This is a genomic window from Pseudomonas sp. KCJK9111, assembly GCF_046231935.1.
In the GTDB taxonomy this organism is placed as follows: domain Bacteria; phylum Pseudomonadota; class Gammaproteobacteria; order Pseudomonadales; family Pseudomonadaceae; genus Aquipseudomonas; species Aquipseudomonas parafulva_B.
This window is the reverse complement of record NZ_JBJJMO010000148.1, coordinates 1-303: the sequence shown is the minus strand read 5'-3', so window position 1 is coordinate 303 and position 303 is coordinate 1. Positions and strand designations below refer to the sequence as shown.

Annotated in this window: 1 protein-coding gene; it reads left to right on the top strand. The window is 60.1% G+C overall.

The genetic code is table 11. The features are described from left to right. Window positions 1-303 (top strand): immunoglobulin-like domain-containing protein (locus ACK59L_RS21565; RefSeq protein WP_409275978.1); only part of this gene is annotated, 303 nt, incomplete at both ends.

Below are 303 nucleotides of genomic sequence, written 5' to 3'. Positions count from 1 at the left end.
CACCACTACCGCGACCTTGACCGCAAGTCCTTCGGTCACCGAAGGCGGTGTCATCACTTACACCGTGACCCTGACCAATCCGGCCCAGACGCCGGTGACCGTGACCCTGTCCAACGGCCAGGTCATCACTGTTGAGGCAGGCAAGACCCAGGGCAGCATCGACTTCCAGACCCCGGCCAACGACGTCTATAACAACGGCTCGACCGTTAGTGTGACCATCGACAGCGCCACGGGCGGTAACTTCGAGCAACTGACGGCTAGTCCGACGCCAGCCGTAACGACGATCAATGATTCTATCGACAC